Here is an 18,240-nt window from a genome sequence, read left to right on the forward strand (position 1 = left end):
GTTTACCATGATACTGCGACATAAATTTTACTATCTGAGCATATTTGCATTGTTGTTCCTGGCAGGTTGTCAGGATCTGACCGAGATTAATCAAAATCCTAATGCGCTCACGGACGACAAGACTAATCCTGCCTACGTATTGACCTCCGTCATTACAGGTACTGCTTCCGAGCTGGCGGATATTTCTTTTTCAGGAAATGTTACGCAATGCGTGGCGCCGGCTGCCATGCAATATGTGCAAAGAGATTTTCTTGAATTTAACATTACCAATCAGTTTGCCTGGACACCGCTTTCCTTTGATTATCGCGGTTTGTATTTACCCATGTCCAACGCAAGTTATCTTGAAAAACGTGCTTCGGGAAACGTCGATTCCTTATTCATCAAAGGCACTTCCAAAACCATGCAGGCGTTATGGTTTGGTATTCAGTCTTCGGCCTGGGGTGACGTCCCATTCAGCGCAGCTTTCCAGGGTACTGATAACCTGCAACCTGCGTTTGATAAACAAATCGACGTATTTGCAGGAATTCTGAAAGATCTCGAAGATGCAAATAGTTATCTGGCAAAAACCACAGCTGTTAACTCATCCGTTATGATTGCTTCCGATGTGCTATATGCTGGGAAACTTTTGAAATGGAGACAATTTGCTAATTCACTGCATTTGAGATACCTGATGCGTTTGTCTGGAAAAGCGGCAGAAATGAAAACAGCCGGTATTGATATCGCCAGTGAATTCAATAAAATTGTTTTAGATCCTGCCACTTATCCGTTGATCACAAGCAGCGCGGATGATGCCTCAATAAAATTTCCCGGTACCAATACCACAGATTCCTATACGCTGGGACCGTTAATTACAACCACCATTTCCGAGTTTTACAGAATCAAGGCGGCCTCAACAATCGTGGACTATCTAAAAGTACGCAACGACCCGCGCCTGACCGTTTGGTTTAAACCGGTAGACGTCCAGACGCTTGTGCGCGATAAGGGAGCTGATGTAGTAATTGCAGCGGATGCTGCCGGAAAAGTAAAAAGGTATATCAAATCCTATCAGGCCGGCATTGACACATCTTTGTATGTGGGACTGAAAATAGCGCTTACTGATCCTGACAGTTATAACAGCAATAATGCCGCTCAACGTACGCAGGCAGCGGCGCTTAGCAGCAGTGTGTATAACAGCGGCGCGGCAAATCCTTTCGTTTCTTACCTTGGCGATATATTCAGAACCAATACGAATCCACTGGTAAAAAGTGTCTTTATTTCAGCTGCGGAAGTAAATTTCATATTGGCCGAGGCCGCTTCCCGTGGCTGGATCAAAGGCTCTGCGCTGGATTATATCCTGGCAGGCGTTTCTGCTTCGATGGACCAGTATAGTATAGCAAATGGCGATGTCAAGGTATATAATCCCTCAACCCACGCCATCATTGCTTTCAATAAAACAGAATTTCTTGATAAAGTAAAAACAGAATTTAACTCTTCATCAAATTCTCTGGAAGTTATCTTGCAACAGAAATGGGTTTCATCTTTTACTACGCTTGAAAGCTGGTTTGATTACCGCAGAACCGGGTTTCCGAATATTGCAGGGAATATTCTTAACGGTTCTCAGGGCAAAAAAATACCGCTGCGCTTGATGTACGGAGAAAATGAAACGAATTATAATGCCAAAAATACCAACGAAGCAATTTCCAGATTAGCTCCCGCAACAAACGACCAATGGTCTAAGATGTGGCTATTGCAATAATTGATTTTTGTTCTAAATATAAAACGGCAATCCTGAATGGGGTTGCCGTTTTTTTGTGTTTGGAGTAACAGAATAAGCTTAAAAAGAACTGCTTTGAACAACTAAATATTATTTTGTTTCGTTTATTTCGTTTAGTATCTTTGAATAAACAGCTGATAAAATGGAAACGATATTGGAAAAACCAACGCCAAGTGAGCAGAAGACAGCTAGTGAATTGCTTTCAGATTTCACTACTGCGATAGCAAGGGGGAAATCTGATACAATTAATATTCAAATATCTGAAAGTGGAGAATCCTTTATTGTTCCGAGAAGAGCATTGGAATTTCTCTCTCAAATCATATCCGGGATGGCGGAAGGAAAAGCGATTTGTCTGTTGCCTGCTGAAGCAGAGTTAAGTACGCAACAGGCAGCAGAAATGCTGAATATGTCAAGGCCTCATATTGTAAAGTTACTGGAACGAGGAATAATTCCATTCAAAAAAGTTGGCAGCCATAGAAGAATCTTACTCGATGACCTGATCCGCTATGAATCCGAGATAAAAGAAGAAAGAAGAAAAAGCTTTGCTTTTCTTGCTGAACAGGCCCAGGAATTAAATCTAGGTTATTAATGTATTATCACGGGCATCAGGTTGCAGTATTGGATGCTTGCGTACTTTACCCCGCACCAATCCGTGATTTATTGCTTCACCTGGCAGGTGTAGGTTTATTTTCTCCCAGGTGGTCATTACTAATTCATGAAGAATGGATTAGGAATCTTCTTCTTAATCGCCCGGATATAAATCCTGATCAACTTCAAAGAACAAGAATAGCTATGGACAAAGCTTTTCCCGATGCCAATGTGACAAATTTTGATCTTCTGACAGAAAAACTTGATTTACCTGATAAAAATGACAATCATATATTATCTGCCGCCATACTTGGTGAAGCAGATATTATTGTGACCGCCAATCTGAAAGATTTCCCAAATCTTTACCTTAGCATGTTCGATGTTAAAGCGCAGCATCCTGACATTTTCATATCAAATCTCATTACTTCAATGCCTGAAATGGGTATCGCAGCTTTCAAAAATCAGGTCTCTTTCCTGAAAAAACCTCCAATGACAGAAAAAGAAGTCCTGGCAAGTTTAAAAGCAGCGGGGTTGGAATAAACTGTAAAACAGATAGCTGCACTAATTTAAGTTGTTTAACTCGCTTGCTACAAACCCCCAAAACCCTATCCCGATAATTTTTCAACATACTTTTCCAGCATAGATAATTTCTCCCCGGGCAGATTCATAATATTGTTGAACAGATTTTCAAAATCATCTGCAATTTGAGGAATTACAACAAAATCAGTGTCGCAGGATTTCATTTTTGCCATATGGTTAAAAAGTCCTGCATTGTTATTGTAAACCAGACAATCAACCTGAACGTTTGAACCTACGCGTCTGAGAAATGACTTGTAAATCAAATCATTAACAGAACCCTGATTATTAAACAACAAGAGTATCTTATGCTTTTCAAGTCTAAGATTTTCGGCTACAAAAAAACCTTTATAAGGTGCTGATTGAACAATTCCCCTTTTCTTTAAATTTTCCAGCGCTTTCTCTATCGTCGCTCTCGAAACCTGGTAGTGAGCACTCAGCTGGTTAATGGAAGGAAGTCTGTCGCCTTGCTTCAAAATATTTTCTTTTACTGCACTGGATACCACATTGACCAGCTGCTGATAGGTTGGCGTTGGCGAGGTCTTTTCGATGGAAAACACATCCATAAACCAGGTATTGATATTTTTATTGGTTTGGCTCATGTGGAATAAGTTTAAATCAGGTGATTCTGGTTTTCTTTTTTTACGCTATTCCATTCCGCGTTTCGATTTGAAATTTTTAAAATCCTGTTTTCAAGAGATCTTACCGTGGCAGGATGCCATTTTCCTCCAGTAATAGTGGCAATGCCAAGTTCAGTAAGTTTCTCTGCAATTTCGAGAAGTGTGATTGGTCCCGTCTTCCTCAATTCTTGCAAAACAGGTGCCAGTTTCATAGCAAAATTATCGGCTGGAATACTCCTTTTTGAACTTTTAGCCCGAAAATATACAACGCTTTTTTCCTGAGGGAAATCCGGGACAATTTCTGCTTCTTCATGATTTTCTCCATCTTCAAGACCGGCTTTATACATTTCACTTAAAGTCTTGAAAAACATATAATGAATTTAATCTGCTCCGACATCTTGGCCTCAAATTTCATTTCCAGTATTTCCGCAATTGCCTCCCTCCTGGTTTTCTGATTAATCAGCTTTTTTAAAGTATCACCGCAAAGCGTAAGAAAGACCGAATCCATATTTCACTATCATTCAAATTTCAAAATAAGTGTTGATGTCAAATCCGGATAAAAAGATGGATTTACGTCAACTACATATGTAAAAGGACAAAAAAAACTTCAAACCAGAACTATGTACCAGATAGAAACCAGAAGATCATAGACAGACTCTTGAAATTTCCGGTCAAACCTTTTTTTTAATCCGGATTATCATTAAAAAATATCCATTTTCGCAGCTAAAATTTAGTATTGCGTCCACGAATACTATCTTTATATCGGTTCTTATTGACGTTTTATCCTAATTGCCGTAACCTTGCAGCTTAACCTACGGCTATGTACTCAGGAAAATCAAAAAATGGTTTGACCATTTTTGTGCACGTAATGGTTTGGATCCTGCTTGGGTTCATTCTACTTTTTTTTCCACCGCTCACCTGGGACATTAAAGTCCCCAATTCTTTCTGGATCAAGCAGACGTTGAATATTCTTATTTTGGCATGTGTGTTTTATTTTAATGCACTTTACATGGCTCCAAAATTTCTTTTTCTGGAAAAACGGACCGTATTCATCACCTGGTTTATTGCCATTTGGATTTTCGTGTTACTGATTGCAAGAATCATTGAAATCAATCTTCATGTCATGGAAGAAATGGCAGCTTTATCTCACGATAAAAAGTTAAAAAGTACTTTTTTCCCTGACTTATATCTTTCCATTGTTACGCTTTTAGTGTTGGTCATCAGCACAGCCATCGCCGGTGCCCAGAGGTGGCAAGCCAATGAGAAAAAGCACGAGATGATTGAAAAACGGCAGATTGCATCAGAACTTGCCTTATTAAAAGCCCAGATCAATCCTCATTTTTTCTTCAATACACTTAATAATATTTATTCGCTGACGTATTCGGACATTCCATTGTCCAGAGAAGCTATTTTAAAACTTTCCCGGATGATGCGCTACGTGTTGTATAATACCTTACAGGATAAGGCGATGCTGAGCCAGGAAATTTCCTTTATCAATGACTATATTGAACTCATGAAATTACGTCTGCATGCACAAACAACGCTGGACTTTAATCCTCCTGTCTCGGATCATGATTATTCACTTGCGCCGATGCTGCTGCTTCCTTTTATTGAAAATGCGTTCAAACATGGAACGAGTTCACTTGAAAAAACCCGGATTTCCATTGACCTTGGCGTGGATAAAGGCAGTTTATCGCTCAGAGTATTTAACCATATTCAGAATGAAAATGTATCTGAGGATTTATCAAGTGGTGGAATTGGTTTGGTCAATACAAAACGAAGACTTGATTTACTCTATCCCGATCGCTATAAACTAGACATTGAAGAGAACATAGAAAAAGGTACTTATCAGGTTGATTTACAGATTGATTTGTGGTTAATAAACGCATAAAATTCTTCATGTCAGAACAGAGTATCATTTTAAATTGCATTACCGTCGACGACGAGCCACTTGCGCTCAGTCTGATAAATACCTTCGTGAAGCAAACGCCATTCTTAAATCTAATGGGCAGTTATGCCAATGGAATTGAAGCATTGCAAGCCATTCATAACCAATCGGTTGATCTTATTATTCTGGACATACAAATGCCACATTTAAATGGTATGGAACTTGCCCGAGTTTTAAACCAAAACGGCAGTCCTTCTGCTGCAAGAATTATTTTCACCACCGCTTTCGATCAATTTGCACTGGATGCTTTCAAGGTAAATGCGCTGGATTATTTATTGAAACCGTTTGGATATGAAGCGTTTTTAAATGCGGCGTTACGGGTGAAAAATTATTTTGAACTGCTGAAAGGCGGAACTGTCGTTGCGGATCAATCCAATGATCATTGCATGTTTGTCAAAGCAGATTACAAGCTTGTCCGTGTTGATTTTGACTCAATTCTTTATCTCGAATCAATAAAAGATAATGTTAAAATACATTTAACTGCACCTCTGAAACCAATCATTACCCTTAGCAGCCTAAAATCCATAGAAGACAAACTGCCGGCTTCCAAATTTGTTCGTTTGCACCGTTCTTTTATTGTTTCTTTGGCAAAGCTTGATTCTATCAGCAAAAATGCCGTCCATATTGGAGGTATGGAAATCGCCGTTGGAGAGTTGTACCGGGACGCTTTTAAAAAATTAACAGGAACCTGGATCTGATTAAAATGCAATTTTTAAATATTAAGCAAAATCAAATGTTAATGCAGGAACTAACCTTGGTGTTTTAACCTTTTTTATAAATCAGATCAATTTTTACTTTTAAGATGGGCTTCGGTAATTTTTTAAATACCTTTGCCGCATTAAAAATATATCATGATTTACTTCTTTTCCAACGACCGCAATACCGTCTTTGCTCTGCAAATTGAACAAACTCTCACTCAGGCAAATATTTCCAAATTATCCTGGCTTTTTGGTAACGCCCAGCTCAGTGAAGAAACTGTACTGGAAGGATTTTTTGTAGGACCACGCGCTGCGATGATTACCCCATGGAGTACAAATGCCGTGGAAATTACCCAGAACATGGATATCCATGGCATTATCAGGATTGAGGAGTTTTTAAAAGTTGAGGCGGATTTTACAGATTTTGATCCGATGCTGTCGCAAAAATACAGCGAACTTAACCAGCATATTTATACCATCAGCATTCAGCCTGAATCTATTCTTGCAATTAATGACATTGCTGAATACAATCAGCAGGAAGGTTTGTCGCTAAGTTCTGAGGAAATAGACTACCTTAATAAGCTGTCTGAAAAACTGGACCGTAAACTTACCGACTCAGAAGTTTTTGGTTTTTCACAAGTAAATTCAGAGCATTGTCGTCACAAAATTTTCAACGGAACCTTTGTGATCGACGGAGTTGAACAGCCTTCTTCTTTGTTCAAACTGATACGGAAAACATCCGAAACAAATCCTAACGGAATTGTTTCAGCCTATAAAGACAACGTTGCTTTTGTAAAGGGGCCACGCGTTGAACAGTTTGCGCCGAAACGCCCGGATGTTCCTGAATACTACGAAACAAAAGATTTTGATTCTGTCATTTCTCTTAAAGCAGAAACACACAATTTCCCAACTACGGTTGAACCGTTCAACGGCGCAGCAACCGGGTCAGGTGGAGAAATCAGAGACAGACTTGCTGGTGGACAAGGTTCCTTGCCGCTTGCGGGAACGGCGGTTTATATGACTTCCTTTTCACGTTTGGAAGAAAATCGTCCCTGGGAACAACCAATGGCAGAAAGACCATGGTTATACCAGACGCCGATGGATATTCTGATTAAAGCGTCAAATGGTGCTTCTGATTTTGGAAATAAATTCGGGCAGCCTTTAATCGTTGGGTCATTGCTAACGTTTGAACATGAGGAAGATGCCAGAAAACTTGGTTACGATAAAGTGATCATGCAGGCAGGCGGAATTGGGTACGGAAAAGCGGATCAGGCTAAAAAAGAAAAACCTTCTGTTGACGATAAAATCGTTGTTCTGGGTGGTGAAAATTACCGGATCGGTATGGGCGGCGCGGCCGTTTCTTCTGCTGATACAGGTGCCATGAGCTCTGGAATTGAGCTTAATGCAGTGCAACGTTCCAATCCTGAAATGCAGAAAAGAGTTGCCAATGCCGTTCGCGGTATGGTAGAAAGTGATAATAATACAATTGTTTCCATTCACGACCACGGCGCAGGCGGACACTTGAACTGTCTTTCTGAACTTGTGGAAGAAACAGGTGGAAAAATTGATCTTGATAAATTGCCGGTGGGTGATCCTACCCTTTCGGCAAAAGAAATCATCGGTAACGAATCCCAGGAACGTATGGGACTTGTGATCGGTAAGGAAAATATCGATACACTGCAAAGAATCGCAGACCGCGAAAGAGCGCCGATGTATACCGTAGGAGAAGTTACTTCGGATCACCGCTTTACTTTTGAATCTTCTTCGACAGGTGCAAAACCGATGGATCTGAAAATGGATGATATGTTTGGCAGCTCGCCAAAAGTTGTCATGCATGACAAAACGGTTGAAAGAAAATATCAACCTGTAACCTACGATCAAAAAGAGCTTCATAATTACCTGACGCAACTTCTTCAACTGGAAGCTGTGGCGAGTAAAGATTGGCTTACTAATAAAGTTGACCGTTGCGTTGGCGGCCGTGTGGCGAAACAGCAATGTGCTGGTCCGCTTCAATTGCCGTTGAACAATGTTGGCGTGATGGCGCTGGATTACAAGGGAAAAGAAGGAATTGCAACTTCTATCGGTCACGCTCCTCTTTCTGCGCTGATTGATCCTGCTGCGGGAAGCCGCAATGCGATCGCTGAATCACTTTCAAATATAATCTGGGCGCCTTTGCAGGATGGACTTGAAAGCGTTTCGCTTTCTGCCAACTGGATGTGGGCTTGTAAAAATGAAGGTGAAGATGCGCGTTTATATGCAGCCGTAAAAGCTTGTTCAGAATTTGCGATCAGTCTTGGAATCAATATTCCTACGGGAAAAGATTCCTTGTCGATGAAACAAAAATATAAGGATGCGGAAGTGATCGCTCCGGGAACTGTGATTATTTCAGCGGCAGGACATTGCGATGATATTGCCGCAGTCGTTGAACCAGTACTTCAAAAAGACGGCGGTGCAATTTACTACATCAATCTTTCAGAAGATCTTTACAAACTGGGCGGTTCTTCTTTTGCCCAGATTTTGGGTAAAATCGGAACAGAAACTCCGGATATGAAAAGTGCTGAATCATTTAAAAATACATTCAATACTATTCAGCAGCTGATTAAAGCTGGAAAAATTCAGGCGGGTCATGATATTGGCAGCGGCGGATTAATTACCACGCTTCTTGAAATGTGTTTTGCTGACCGTGATCTTGGAGCAAATATTGATCTTTCATCTTTGTCTGACCAGGATATTATCACCAAACTTTTCTCTGAAAACATTGGTATCGTTTTCCAGGCGGATTCAGAAGCTGAATCTGTTCTGGAAGCGGCTGGTGTTGATTTCCACAAAATTGGAACAGTAACCTCTACTGCAACTTTGACGGTTAAGGATCAGTCAGGAAATCAGGATTTTGCAATCGACGAGCTTCGTGATGTCTGGTTTAAAACTTCTTATTTGCTGGATAAAAAACAAAGCGGACCGGTTAAGGCGAAAGAACGTTTTGATAATTATAAAAACCACGTATTGCAATACAATTTCCCATTGCAGTTTGATGGTAAAAAGCCGGTAATCGATCCTTCAAAACCAAGACCAAAAGCAGCTGTTATTCGTGAAAAAGGCAGCAATTCGGAAAGAGAATTAGCCAATGCGATGTATCTGGCAGGTTTTGATGTGAAAGACGTGCACATGACAGACCTTATTTCCGGCCGTGAAACGCTGGAAGATATCCAGTTTATCGGTGCTGTGGGAGGATTTTCTAATTCAGATGTTTTGGGTTCTGCCAAAGGCTGGGCTGGTGCATTTCTTTACAATGAAAAAGCAAAAATCGCTTTGGAAAACTTCTTCAAACGCGAGGATACGCTTTCAGTTGGTATTTGTAATGGCTGCCAGTTGTTTATAGAATTGGGTCTTATCAATGAAGACCATGAAGAAAAACCAAAAATGCTTCATAATGAAAGTAAAAAGCACGAAAGCGGGTTTACTTCACTGACGATCCAGGAAAATAATTCGGTTATGCTTTCCACTTTGGCGGGCAGCACGCTGGGTGTATGGATTTCTCACGGCGAAGGTAAATTCCAGCTTCCTTACTCAGAGGATAAATATAGCATCGTTGCGAAATATGGCTACGAATCTTATCCTGCCAATCCGAACGGTTCCGACTATAATACGGCTATGCTGTGCGATAATTCAGGAAGACATTTGGTGATGATGCCGCACATTGAAAGATCACTTTTCCAATGGCACTGGGCGAATTATCCAAAAGGAAGAAAAGACGAAGTTTCTCCTTGGATTGAGGCGTTTGTAAACGCAAGAAAGTGGCTTGAAAAATAGTAATTTGATATAAATACATAAAATGCCATCCACAAATTATTCACTGTGGATGGCATTTTATGTTAGAAAGGCGTTGACATTGTGTTTCTTTTCCGGATTGCTTCTTCGGTTCTTGGAATAAAACTTTCCCTAACATTTGATTCTGCTATGGCTTGAACCTCTTCAATAAACGGACGTAAATTCTGATTATAATCCTGAAAAGTCAATTCATAATTTCCGTTGTATTTTTCCAGGGCATCGGCCAAGGTTGCGGCACCCAATACCGCCAACGACGCACCCATTCCGGCCGCGGGAGAAGCACAATAACCGGCATCACCTACCAACGCTACTCTGCCTTTTGTCCATGACGGCATTTTTATCTGACAAAATTTATCGAAATAAAAATTTTCCGATTTCTTTACTTCTTCAAGTAATTCTTCGGTTCTCCATCCCAGACCCGCAAACTGCTCATAAATTATTTGCCGTTGCTGCGCCTCATCACGATAATCATAGGGAATTTCTTTATCTGAATTGAAGCAGAAAATGATATCGGTTTTATTCTTGTATGCATTCAACATAACGGCCTTGTCCGGCACATTATACATTTGCATTGTTTTTTGTTTGATCAGCAATTTATTCAGGATTGTGATAGAAGAATATGCTTCAAGAAAATGGGAATATTCAGCTTCCGGGCCAAACCAGATTTTTCTTACACCTGAATGTATCCCGTCGCAGCCAAGGACCAGATCAAATGATTGTTCTGGGCCGGTTTTAAAACGAACGGTTATATCGTCCGGTGTTTCGTTCAAGGCGGTGATGCTGTTATTGAATATAAATTCAACGTCATTTCTTAATTTATCAAGTAAAATGTCCGCAAATTTATCGCGCTCAATTTCTACGTCATCATCCGGAAGTTCTGCTCCCTCTTCGGTCAGCGAAATTGAACCTTCTGTAAAATCCTCAGTATTTTTAAATTCTACCATTTCCACATTTAGCCTGTGAAATTTTAGCTGTTCAAAAATCCCCATACGTTTAGCCGCATCTGCGGCCGCACCTTTTATATCAACAGCTCCACCGGCAGTTCGGGGCTGGCTTGCAATCTCAACGATTGTCACTTTGTAACCCAGCTTGTTCATCCAGTAAGCTGTCGAAAGACCAGCCATGCTGGCACCAGAAACAAGCACTTTTTTTATTTTTGTCGATTCCATTTTTATACCATTTTTTTATAGCACAAAGGAACCTGGTACGTCAGGGTCAGAAAATAGTAATTGGAAGTAAGTATTGGACTAATCGAGGTTTTTCTTTCGAAAAATCAAAGCAGGCGTGCCCGTTACTTTTGTGAACAGACGAGAAAAATACGGATAATCATCATAACCCAGTTCAGCAGAAATCTCTTTTACTGATTTATCAGAATAATAAAGCAAACGTTTTGCTTCTAAAATTACACGCTGCTGAATATGATATGTGACGGGATATCCGGTTACTTCTTTAACACATTCGTTCAGGTATGGTGTAGAAATATTCAATTTTTGCGCATAAGCTGCCGGACTTTTGATACTGCTGTAATTACGTTCCAGCATTTCCCTGAATGCTTTGTTTACAATTTCAAATCGTGAAAGTTTGTCTGTTGACTTGGAGTGTTCCAAATATTGAGACGCAACCAGTGCAATCAGCGCATTGCAAATGTCTTTTAGCAGTGACTGATAAAGCTGATCACTTTTCCTCCCGGAAAATTTAATGAAAAGTGATACTGTCTCAGAGAGAATTGAAAACGTTTCATTACTCAACTCCAATGGCTTTGCCGGCGTTATGCTTTCCAGTAATTGGAGATATTCAGGATTCAGATTTTCATTATTGATTGCCCAGCTGCTGACCGTTACATTTTCGAAATCTGTCGTGCGATGCACCTGATCGGGATGAATGTAAATCACCGAAGGCGCAGTCATCTTATACTTTTGAAAATCGATTTCCAGATGGACAGTACCTGTTTCAAGCAGGAAAAATGAATGACGATCGTGCCTATGGGATTGTTCCGCTTCTTCAAAACCGTTGTAAGATACTGCACCAGAATTCCATAAATCATTAACCGCGAGTCGTTCAACGGAAATATCTCCGCCGAAGTCATCAGTCATCGTATTTAAAGGAATGGATTTATTTTTCTTACGCATCTTTTTCAATTCAGTCTCACAAAGGTAGTTTTTGCATTTATTCCGCCTCCATAATCACAATTCTTTAAACTTCTGTTTCAAGGATAAGTATCAAAAGTAATAATGAATTGTAGTAGATCAGGTCGACAACCTGTTTTATCTTTTCAAAGAATTCCACCCGCTACGAAGAGCTGTATGAAAAGCTTAATGGCTATTGTGTTTCTGTGCATCATAAATTTTACATTGGCAAAAAGCCAAAGTCTGACCGGCATGTGGTCAGGAGAAATTACCCAGGAAAATCCTCAATACAAAAATGGTACTGTTGAAATTACTTTAAATCAGGTCGGTGGATTTTTGAAGGGTCAGATAAAAACCAATCATCCGGATGGTTTCGTAATTCAGAAATTCAGGGGCATGATTACGAACTATAAAGTTGTAATGACAGAATACGAGGTAATCAGTGAATCATCCAACATACTTCCCTGGTGTTTGAAAATTCTGGAAGGTTATCTTTTTACTGGTTCAGGGAAACCAGTTATCAAAGGAAAATGGACAAGTCATAAAGCCTATCAATCCGGGAATTATATTGAAAGTGATTGTGCACCAGGCACATTTAATGTTACACAAATTGCTCCTAATGAACAGCCTCCACAGAAGTCTACTGTTGCAGGAAAAATATTGACTCAAAAACAATTAAAGCTAAATCAGGTTATCACCAGGGAAAATGAAATCTTAAACCCGGACTCTTCAATAAATTTCCCCAAACCCAGGCTTGGTGAAACAATGACATTAGCCCTGCAATTTGAACAAAGTAAAGCTGTTATCTTACCTTCCTCTCAACCAGAGCTTGACCGGATTTTAAATTATCTGAAACAATTTCCTACACTCGAAATTGAATTATCCGGTCACACAGACAATCAGGGTGATGCGATCAAAAATTATAAGTTGTCAGAGGAAAGGGTAAAAACAGTAAAAAAATATCTCACAGAAAGAGGCATAACATCTGGCAGAATTACTGGTAAAGGTCATGGCAGTAAAATGCCTGTCGCTCTGAACGATAGTGAAGAAAACCGCAAGCTGAACAGACGTGTAGAAATGAAAGTTATACATGAATAGATTTCATGTATTCCGGAGACGTATTAATATTTTAGCTTTTATCCTTCAAAGGCCTAATAAACAACACAGCCATCAACGCACCTAAAAACGCAAGTCCGGAAGAAATCCGCATAATAATGGCATAGGCACTTATAAATGACTTATGGTAAGCATTTTTCACTAATGATATCTGCGATTTTTCGATTTTAGGCGGCACCTTGGCATTACCCAAATTGGCCGCTTCTTTAAGAATTTCCGTTTTCTCCGAAACTTTAAACGAAGATTTGTCCAGCTGTTCCGACAATGCACCCGAAAAAAATAAAACGGCCAAAGCACCAAATATTGCATTGGCAAAAACATTGGCAATTCTGGTCATGGCATTGTTAACGCCGGAAGCCGTTCCTGAAAAATGATCACTTACCGAACCCATAACTGCCGTTGTCAAGGGAGCCACAGTAAATGACATTCCTAATCCGAAAATGACAATTCCCGGAAAAAATGTTGTCCAGTAATCAGAGGGCCCATTAGTCTGTTTCACAAATGATAATACCAGCAAACCTGCGCCTGCTGTGGCCGGTCCGGCGATTAGAAACATTCTGGGACCATATTTATCGGCAAGTTTTCCTGCATACCTGGCCAGCAATATCATGAGAAACGTAAAGGGTAAAAAAGTAAGTCCGGATTCCAGCTGACTATATCCCTGAACCTGCACAAGATTCAGCGACAGGAACAACATTCCTCCACCTAATCCTGCATAAAGAAAAAAGGTAAGCAAATTGGCGCCGCTGAAAGTTACACTGGAAAACAGGTTCAGAGGCATCATCGGATGAGCACTTTTGTATTGCAGATAAATAAAAAGTATGATTAGAAAAATGCCGATTCCCAATGAAATGAAAGTTTGAATGTTGTTAAAACCAACAGAAGGTATCCGGAGAAATGCCAGTGTCAAGGTTGCAAGTGCAAAAGCAATAACAACAGCTCCCGCGAAATCCAGTGGCTTGCCGGAAGGTATTTCCTCAGTAACCTTAACACGTTGCCAAAGCATAACAAGCGCAGCCGCACCGATTGGGACATTGATAAAGAAAATATATCGCCACAGACCGGCATCCGCCAAGGCTCCACCCAAAATCGGACCGCCCAAAGTAACCACAGTTGTAAAAGCCGACCATGTTCCAATGGCCTTCCCCCGCTCCTTTTCATTGATGGAAGAAGAAATTAAGGATAAACTTCCAGGTATCATCAACGCTCCTCCTACTCCCTGAATTAACCTGAAAATAACCAGCCAGATAACCGTTGGTGAAAATCCACATGCAGCAGAACCCGCTATAAAAATGGCGATTCCGATCATAAATACTTTTTTGCGACCAAGATTATCACCCAAAGTTCCGCCGATCAGGATAAGTGAAGCCAACATCAACAAATATGCATTTAATATCCAGAAAAGGTCACTTCCTGTTGCACCGAGACTATTTTGCAATGATGGTAAAATGACATTCAGCGCGGTGCTGTCAATAAACGCCATCGCAGAAGCCAATATGACTGAGGCCATAATCCATTTTCCGTCTGAACTGGCAAGCGCTACTGTTGACATGTGAATTTTATCAGGAGGTTTCCGAAAATATTTTGCAGATAGTAAGGTTAAATTACAATTATTTGAGAATACTTTTAAAGAAAAAGATTCCCCTGGTACAATATTAAAAAAAGGAAAATCTGTTCAGAATTATCTTTTTTAGACAACGGTTATGATCAATTTCATCCATAGAATATGTTTAATTTAAACTTTAATGATGTGTATGAAAAAGATTATTGGCTTTTTATCAATCGCAGGCGTTGTCTTATGCTGTACATCCCAAACTGAAAAACAGGCACATACAGCAATCGCAGAAAAAAATTCGGATACGACATCTGTCGTGACAAAAGATTCTACCGGAATTAAAAAAACGGATAATGAGTGGCTTATCATACCTGGAAAATCCATTGGAAACACAAAAATCAATGAGAAAGCCGACCTGGTATTCCAGCATCTTGGAAAGCCAGATGGCGGAGATGCTGCTATGGGAAAATCAGTTGCAATCTGGTATGCAAATCACGACATGACTGGCCATTCAACTTCCATTTATTTCGTAACAGATATGGGAAATAGTCCGGACGCCCTCGTTCGTCAGATTCGAGTAACTTCTCCTGCTTTTAAAACCAGCGAAGGTCTGGGTGTTTCTTCTGAACTATCAGCAATTCAACAAACTTTCGAATTGGAAGTAGCAGAAAAATTCTCTGATTCTGGGAAACAATACCAGATTTTTGATGCCAGGGAAGGAATTGCTTTTGAGATCGGTCCGGATAAAAAATGTGTGTCTGTGATTGTTCATGAAGCAGGCAAGCCTGTTTCAGGGACGTATTTGAAATTTAGAGCAACAAACCAGTTCTCCGAAAAGAAAAATTAATAAATAGGCATTAATAATATTGATGAATTATTCGCCTGGCGTATCATATGTTCTGAACCTAATTGAGTGGTCAGTAAGAAACTGGCTCAATCGTCTTTAAAACCAAACAACAATAACCTAAAACACTGCTCATTAAAATGCCTCTCCCGCCGAAAAATATTTTAATGCTGGGTTGTTTTGATACCAAGGGGGAGGTTTTCGCTTATTTGCGAAACTGTATTCTGGCTTTGGGTGAAAATGTGATTTCTATCAATACCGGCGTCATGGGTACGACAAATTTATTTCCTGTCGATTTTGAATCAGATGTTGTGGCTTTACAAGGTGGTTCTGAAATTTTCAGTTTGCGGAAACTTGGCGATCGTGGACACGCCATGGATGTGATGGGAAAAGGCGCTGCCGAAATTGTTAAAATACTTATTGCAGAAGGAAAACTTAAAGCTGCCATTGGCATGGGTGGCGGAGGCGGAACCTATATTACGCTTTCCGCGATGCAGCAGATTCCATTCGGAATTCCCAAGCTTTGTCTGACCACGATAGCTGCCAAAGATTTATCCAGGCAAATCGGGCATAAGGATATCACACTGGTACCATCAGTGGTTGACGTTGCAGGTTTGAACATTATCATAAAAGTTCTGATCAGCCAGTCGGCGGCGGCAATCTGTGCAATGGCTAATATCAGCGCGGATCCCGAAAATGCGGCTGTTAAAAGAATTGCGATCAGCATGTTTGGAAATACAACAGCCTGCGTTGATAAATGTACCGAATTATTGACGAAAGAAGGATATGAAGTGCTTGCATTTCATGCCACCGGAATCGGTGGACGGACGATGGAAGCTTTGATACGCGAAGGTTATTTTGACGCAGTATTGGATGTTACAACCACGGAACTTGCGGATGATCTTTGCGGCGGAATTTGCAGCGCCGGACCTGAAAGATTATTGGCAGCCGGGGAAATGAATCTCCCGCAGGTAGTCGCTCCCGGCTGTCTGGATATGGTAAATTTTGGTCATGCGGATTCAGTTCCGGAAAAATACAAAGATCGCTTTTTTTACAGCTGGGCACCGGATGTAACGCTTATGCGCACCAGTATTGAAGAAAACCGGATACTGGGAAAACAGCTTATCGAAAAACTTAATAAATCTGCGTCTCCTGTAAGTGTTGTCTTACCTTTAAAGGGAATTTCCCAAATTGACAGTGCAGGTGGAATTTTTTATAAGCCGGAAAATGACCAGGCATTGTTTGATTCGATAAAAAATCATGCAGCCGGACATATTAATATTATTGAATCTGACGCACACATTAATGATAATTCCTTTGCCGAAATTCTTGTAAAAACGTTAATAGAAACAATTAACAAAGCAAAAAAGCAGGCTTTGTAAAAATATAAGAAATACAAATATTTAATAAAATTTACTATGCCAAATCCATGGACCGGGAAGGGAAATCCTTACACAAGACAGGAAGTAAGAGACCGTTTGAAAGCTACCCTAGATCAAAATAAAGCCATCATCGTTGCAGGTGCAGGTACCGGTATCAGCGCCAAATTTATTGAAAAAGGGGGTGCGGACATGATTATTATCTACAACTCGGGAAGGTTCAGAATGGCGGGGCACGGATCAACCGCCGGACTTATGGCGTATGGAGATGCAAACGCCGAAGCGATGGAAATTGGAGAATTTGAAGTACTGCCTGTCGTGCAGGAAATTCCAGTGATTTGTGGCGTTCACGGATCGGATCCAAGGCGCCGGATGTGGCACCATTTGTTAAAAGTAAAAGAAATGGGTTTTTCAGGAATCAATAATTTCCCTACGCATTCTATTGTCGACGGACAATTCCGGCAGGTACTTGAAGAAACGGGGATGGGCTTTGATAAGGAGGTAGAAATGGTGAGAATTGCCAGTAAAATGGAATTATTTTCGATTGTGTATGTTGCCAAACCGGAAGAAGCGGCGCAAATGGCAGAAGCCGGCGCGGATGCAATTATCGCACATGTAGGTACAACAGTAGGTGGTTCCATCGGTGTGGTCGACGCATCGTGCACCATGGATGACGCGATTGAGCGTACACAGAAAATCATAGATGCTGCAAAGGCCATTAATCCCGATATTTTCTTTTTGACACACGGCGGTCCTATCAATACACCAGAAGACGTAAGGGTTATATTGGACAAAACCAGTGCACACGGTTTTGTCGGAGCTTCTTCTCTGGAACGTATGGGTATAGAAAAATCACTTACAGACCTGACCAGAAGCTTTAAATCACTTACAATTAAACGGAAAGATTAAGATAACCTAAAACCAGAGTTGGCAGATGCAACTCTGGTTTTTTTATTTTGGAATAGATAGTACAGTATAGCAACCCAGGCAATTTAATTCCGGAAATCAAATCTCCATTTTTCCCCTCCCCCGCCAACGTGCAACTTCGGCCCAGCACGATAGTAACTTCTATTAGTTTCATAAAAACTCTGCCATAAACTGCATTTCAGCTTTATGTTTTTTCCTCAATCGCAGTAAAAACCTGACGATGAAGAAACTTGATTTCTACCTCTGAAATATCTGCTTTCCACTTTTAGCCAGAAGTATTTC

At 40.5% G+C, this 18,240-nt stretch carries 15 protein-coding genes; 10 read left to right on the forward strand and 5 right to left on the reverse strand.

What is annotated here, in order from left to right; all coding sequences use genetic code 11:
* The first annotated feature begins 7 nt into the window (after positions 1-7).
* The 3 genes from IEE83_RS16430 to IEE83_RS16440 all read left to right on the forward strand — a co-directional run bounded on the left by IEE83_RS16430 (position 8) and on the right by IEE83_RS16440 (position 2,881).
* Positions 8-1,735, forward strand: coding sequence for a SusD/RagB family nutrient-binding outer membrane lipoprotein (locus tag IEE83_RS16430; protein WP_194121620.1), 1,728 nt, complete (start codon positions 8-10; stop codon positions 1,733-1,735).
* A 160-nt stretch (positions 1,736-1,895) separates the two neighbouring features.
* Positions 1,896-2,342: a helix-turn-helix domain-containing protein gene (locus IEE83_RS16435; protein ID WP_194121621.1), complete on the forward strand. Its 447-nt coding sequence runs from the start codon at positions 1,896-1,898 to the stop codon at positions 2,340-2,342.
* Positions 2,342-2,881 (forward strand): PIN domain-containing protein, encoded by a 540-nt coding sequence (locus IEE83_RS16440; RefSeq protein WP_194121622.1) that lies wholly within the window; start codon positions 2,342-2,344, stop codon positions 2,879-2,881. The genes IEE83_RS16435 and IEE83_RS16440 overlap by 1 nt, the downstream gene beginning before the upstream one ends.
* Positions 2,882-2,946: 65 nt before the next feature.
* On the opposite strand, the gene IEE83_RS16445 is transcribed toward IEE83_RS16440, so the two are convergent.
* Positions 2,947-3,519, reverse strand: a complete 573-nt coding sequence (locus IEE83_RS16445) for a GntR family transcriptional regulator (protein ID WP_194121623.1) — start codon at positions 3,517-3,519, stop codon at positions 2,947-2,949.
* An 11-nt stretch (positions 3,520-3,530) separates the two neighbouring features.
* Positions 3,531-3,908 (reverse strand): hypothetical protein, encoded by a 378-nt coding sequence (locus IEE83_RS16450; protein ID WP_194121624.1) that lies wholly within the window; start codon positions 3,906-3,908, stop codon positions 3,531-3,533.
* Positions 3,909-4,357: 449 nt separating this feature from the next.
* Between IEE83_RS16450 and IEE83_RS16455 the strand changes: the two genes are divergently transcribed.
* From IEE83_RS16455 to purL, 3 genes are all read left to right on the forward strand, one after another.
* Positions 4,358-5,428, forward strand: coding sequence for a sensor histidine kinase (locus IEE83_RS16455; RefSeq protein ID WP_194121625.1), 1,071 nt, complete (start codon positions 4,358-4,360; stop codon positions 5,426-5,428).
* Between the two features lie 8 nt (positions 5,429-5,436).
* Positions 5,437-6,183 (forward strand): LytR/AlgR family response regulator transcription factor, encoded by a 747-nt coding sequence (locus IEE83_RS16460; protein WP_228101837.1) that lies wholly within the window; start codon positions 5,437-5,439, stop codon positions 6,181-6,183.
* A 153-nt stretch (positions 6,184-6,336) separates the two neighbouring features.
* Positions 6,337-9,993 (forward strand): phosphoribosylformylglycinamidine synthase, encoded by a 3,657-nt coding sequence (gene purL, locus IEE83_RS16465; protein WP_194121626.1) that lies wholly within the window; start codon positions 6,337-6,339, stop codon positions 9,991-9,993.
* A gap of 62 nt (positions 9,994-10,055) precedes the next feature.
* On the opposite strand, the gene IEE83_RS16470 is transcribed toward purL, so the two are convergent.
* A complete protein-coding gene (locus tag IEE83_RS16470) occupies positions 10,056-11,180 on the reverse strand; it encodes an FAD-dependent monooxygenase (RefSeq protein ID WP_194121627.1) in 1,125 nt (374 codons plus the stop codon).
* Between the two features lie 78 nt (positions 11,181-11,258).
* Complete coding sequence (locus tag IEE83_RS16475; protein ID WP_194121628.1) at positions 11,259-12,140, reverse strand: helix-turn-helix domain-containing protein; 882 nt, start codon at positions 12,138-12,140, stop codon at positions 11,259-11,261.
* 174 nt (positions 12,141-12,314) lie between these two features.
* Between IEE83_RS16475 and IEE83_RS16480 the strand changes: the two genes are divergently transcribed.
* Entirely contained in the window at positions 12,315-13,235 is a 921-nt protein-coding gene (locus IEE83_RS16480) for an OmpA family protein (RefSeq protein ID WP_228101838.1), read from the forward strand.
* A 31-nt stretch (positions 13,236-13,266) separates the two neighbouring features.
* Here IEE83_RS16480 and IEE83_RS16485 read toward each other — a convergent pair whose 3' ends face one another.
* Complete coding sequence (locus IEE83_RS16485) at positions 13,267-14,805, reverse strand: MFS transporter (protein WP_194121630.1); 1,539 nt, start codon at positions 14,803-14,805, stop codon at positions 13,267-13,269.
* Between the two features lie 202 nt (positions 14,806-15,007).
* Between IEE83_RS16485 and IEE83_RS16490 the strand changes: the two genes are divergently transcribed.
* The 3 genes from IEE83_RS16490 to IEE83_RS16500 all read left to right on the forward strand — a co-directional run bounded on the left by IEE83_RS16490 (position 15,008) and on the right by IEE83_RS16500 (position 17,940).
* Entirely contained in the window at positions 15,008-15,655 is a 648-nt protein-coding gene (locus tag IEE83_RS16490) for a hypothetical protein (protein ID WP_194121631.1), read from the forward strand.
* Between the two features lie 137 nt (positions 15,656-15,792).
* Positions 15,793-17,034 carry a Tm-1-like ATP-binding domain-containing protein gene (locus IEE83_RS16495; protein WP_194121632.1) on the forward strand — a complete coding sequence of 414 codons (1,242 nt, stop codon included), beginning with the start codon at positions 15,793-15,795 and terminating at the stop codon, positions 17,032-17,034.
* A gap of 36 nt (positions 17,035-17,070) precedes the next feature.
* A complete protein-coding gene (locus IEE83_RS16500; protein WP_194121633.1) occupies positions 17,071-17,940 on the forward strand; it encodes a phosphoenolpyruvate hydrolase family protein in 870 nt (289 codons plus the stop codon).
* Positions 17,941-18,240 lie beyond the last annotated feature (300 nt).

Origin of the sequence: Dyadobacter subterraneus, assembly GCF_015221875.1 — a bacterium.
In the GTDB taxonomy this organism is placed as follows: domain Bacteria; phylum Bacteroidota; class Bacteroidia; order Cytophagales; family Spirosomataceae; genus Dyadobacter; species Dyadobacter subterraneus.